Genomic DNA, 3158 nt, shown 5'->3' on the forward strand with positions numbered 1-3158 from the left:
CTGCGGCCCGCGCCGACCGTCCCGCCGCCTCGAAGCGTTTCGACGCGCTCCGCGGCGGAGATGGGCGGCAGGCGGACGAGTGACGCGGGCGGAATCGTGGACGTCAATACGGCGTCGGCGGACGAGCTGGCGGCGCTTCCGGGGATCGGGCCGTCGCTGGCCGGGCGGATCGTCGCCTGGCGGGAGAGGAACGGCCGGTTCCGCTCGCCCGAGGCGCTGGAGGCGGTGCCGGGGATCGGGCCGTCCACCGTGTCGCGCCTGCGCCCGCGCATCCGCGCTTCCCCTTGACAGGGCAGGCACTTGCGGCGAAGCTAGAGCCACCTCGCATTCCCCGAAATCTCTCCTGGCCGGGCGATGGTACGCCGGCCGGGACATTCGCCCGACACTCTGGGCCCACATGGCCGTAAGCGCTCCCGCGGACCGGATCGGCGACCAGCTGATCCACGAAGGTCTGGTTACCCGCGAACAGCTGAGCAAGGCGCTGGACGACGCCCGCAACGGCGGCAACCGCCTGGGCTTCAGCCTGGTCAAGCTCGGCTTCTTGAGCGAGCAGGACCTGGTTCGCGCCCTGGCGCGCCAGCACCGGATTCCCGCGGTAGACCTGGAGCGGGTGAAGCTGGACCCGCGCATCCTGAAGCTGGTGCCCCCCGAGATCGCGGTGAAGCACCAGGTGCTTCCCCTGCGGCGCGTGGGGCGCACGCTGACCGTGGCGATGGCCAACCCCACCGACCTGGGGGTGCTCGACGACCTGAAGTTCGTCACCCGGCTGGACATCGAGCCGGTGATCGCGGGCGACTTTTCGCTGCGCAAGATCATCGAGAAGGAGTACGAGGCCTCCGACGAGCGCATCAACGACCTCCTCAAGCAGATCGAGCAGGAGGAGATCGAGGTCGTCGACGACAAGGAAGAGGAGATGAACGTCACCGCCCTGGCGGCGGCGGTGGACGAGGCGCCGGTCGTGAAGCTGATCAACGGCATTCTCACCGACGCGGTGCAGCGCGGGGCGTCGGACATCCACTTCGAGTGCTACGAGAAGGACGTGCGGGTACGCTACCGCATCGACGGCGTGCTTCACGAGATCATGAGGCCGCCGCCCAAGATGAAGGCGGCGCTCATCTCGCGCTTCAAGATCCTGAGCGACCTGAACATCGCCGAGCGCCGTGTGCCGCAGGACGGACGCATCAAGCTGCGGCTGGGCAAGCGGGTGATCGACTTCCGCGTGAGCACCCTGCCCACGCTGTTCGGCGAAAAGATCGTGCTGCGTATTCTCGACAAGGGCAACCTGACGCTCGATCTCGAGAAGTTCGGCATGGAGGAGCGCGCGGAAAAGAACTTCATGCGCGCGATCATGAACCCGTACGGCATGGTGCTGGTCACCGGCCCCACGGGCTCGGGTAAGACGACCACGCTGTACAGCGCGCTTTCCAAGATCAACTCCCCCGAGGTCAACATCATGACCGCGGAAGACCCGGTGGAGTACAACCTGCACGGCATCAACCAGGTGCAGGTGCGGACGGACATCGGGATGACCTTCGCCGCCGCGCTCAAGGCGTTCCTGCGGCAGGACCCCAACATCATCATGGTGGGCGAGATCCGCGACCTGGAAACCGGGTCCATCGCCATCAAGGCCGCGCTCACCGGCCACCTGGTGCTGAGCACGCTGCACACCAACGACGCCCCGTCGACCATCACCCGCATGATCGACATGGGCATCGAGCCCTTCAACGTGGCCAGCGCCGTGAACCTGATCACGGCGCAGCGCCTGCTGCGCCGCATCTGCGGCAACTGCAAGGAGTCCACGACCTATCCCGAGGAGTTCCTGCGGGGCGCCGGGCTGACGGACCAGGAGATCGACGAGGCCAGCTTCTTCAAGGGCGCCGGCTGCGAAACCTGCGGCGGCACCGGCTACAAGGGCCGCGCGGGATTGTACGAGGTGATGGCCATGTCGCCGGCGCTGCGCCGCATGGTGCTGCAGGGCGCCGCGACCTCCGACCTGCAGAAGCAGGCCATCAGCGAGGGAATGCTCACCCTGCGCATGGACGGGCTGCTGAAGATGCGGAAGGGCGTCACCACGCTGGAAGAGGTGATCAAGGAAACCGCCGCGTAAGCCGCGGCGCACCATTTGTTTGCGGCGGCATGGTTCTTGGCTCCCCAGGTGCCCAAGAGAACGCATATCCGCGCCGACGCTGGCTTTCTGCCGGGGGAGGCGCCTTGCACGTTGCACGGGTCCGTGCGGATCGCCCCAGGCGGGTACCGTGCCGGACCGGCCTGAGCGACCTCCACGGAAGTATCGAAAGGCAATCCCATGAGCATCGCCACCGAGGCACCGCGCGCCGCCGCCCCCGAGGCCGCCCGCAGCCTGAACCTGCGCGCCCTGCTGGAAGAGATGATCGAGCGCGGCGCGTCGGACCTTCACGTGACGGCGGGCGAGCGCCCCAAGCTGCGGGTGGACGGGCACATCACCGACAGCGGGGTGGACTACATCCTCACCCCCAAGGACTGCCTGCAGCTGACGTACAGCATCCTTACCGAGAACCAGAAGAAGCGGTTCGAGACGGAGGACGAGCTGGACTTCAGCTTCGGCATCCAGAACCTGGCGCGCTTCCGCGGCAACTGCTTCAAGCAGCGCGGGTGCGTCTCGATGGTCATCCGGCAGATCCCGATCAACATCCGGACGTTCGCCGACCTCGGGCTGCCGCCGGTGATCGCGAAGATGGCGGAGAAGCCGCGCGGGCTGGTGCTCGTGACGGGGCCGACGGGGTCGGGGAAGTCGACGACGCTGGCGGCGATGATCGACAAGATCAACCGCGAGCGGAAGGGGCACATCATCACGGTCGAGGACCCGATCGAGTTCATCCACAAGCACCAGGGGTGCATCATCAACCAGCGCGAGGTGGGGACGGACACCAAGTCGTTCGGGTCGGCGCTCAAGTACGCGCTTCGCGAGGATCCGGACGTGGTGCTCGTGGGCGAGCTCCGTGACCTGGAGACGATCAGCGCCGCGCTGACGATCGCCGAGACGGGGCACCTCGCGTTCGCGACGCTGCACACGAACAGCGCCGCCGAGGCGATCAACCGCATCATCGACGTCTTCCCGAGCCACCAGCAGTCGCAGGTGCGGGCGCAGCTCGCCTTCGTGCTCGAGGGGATCGTGACGC

3 protein-coding genes are annotated in these 3158 nt (G+C 67.3%); all 3 read left to right on the top strand.

Annotation, left to right across the window (positions count from 1 at the left end; all coding sequences use genetic code 11):
* Window positions 1–288: helix-hairpin-helix domain-containing protein (locus VIB55_RS13045; protein ID WP_331877088.1), on the top strand; the 288-nt coding region annotated here is incomplete at its 5' end.
* Between the two features lie 109 nt (window positions 289–397).
* Window positions 398–2107: a type IV-A pilus assembly ATPase PilB gene (gene pilB, locus VIB55_RS13050; protein WP_331877089.1), complete on the top strand. Its 1710-nt coding sequence runs from the start codon at window positions 398–400 to the stop codon at window positions 2105–2107.
* 198 nt (window positions 2108–2305) lie between these two features.
* On the top strand, window positions 2306–3158 hold an 853-nt coding region (locus VIB55_RS13055; protein WP_331877090.1), incomplete at its 3' end, for a PilT/PilU family type 4a pilus ATPase.

It is taken from the genome of Longimicrobium sp., from assembly GCF_036554565.1.
In the GTDB taxonomy this organism is placed as follows: Bacteria; Gemmatimonadota; Gemmatimonadetes; order Longimicrobiales; family Longimicrobiaceae; genus Longimicrobium.

Bases quoted from the DNA above. Each gene is read 5' to 3' on its own strand.
- pilB (WP_331877089.1), top strand. From the start codon at position 398: ATGGCCGTAAGCGCTCCCGCGGACCGGATCGGCGACCAGCTGATCCAC.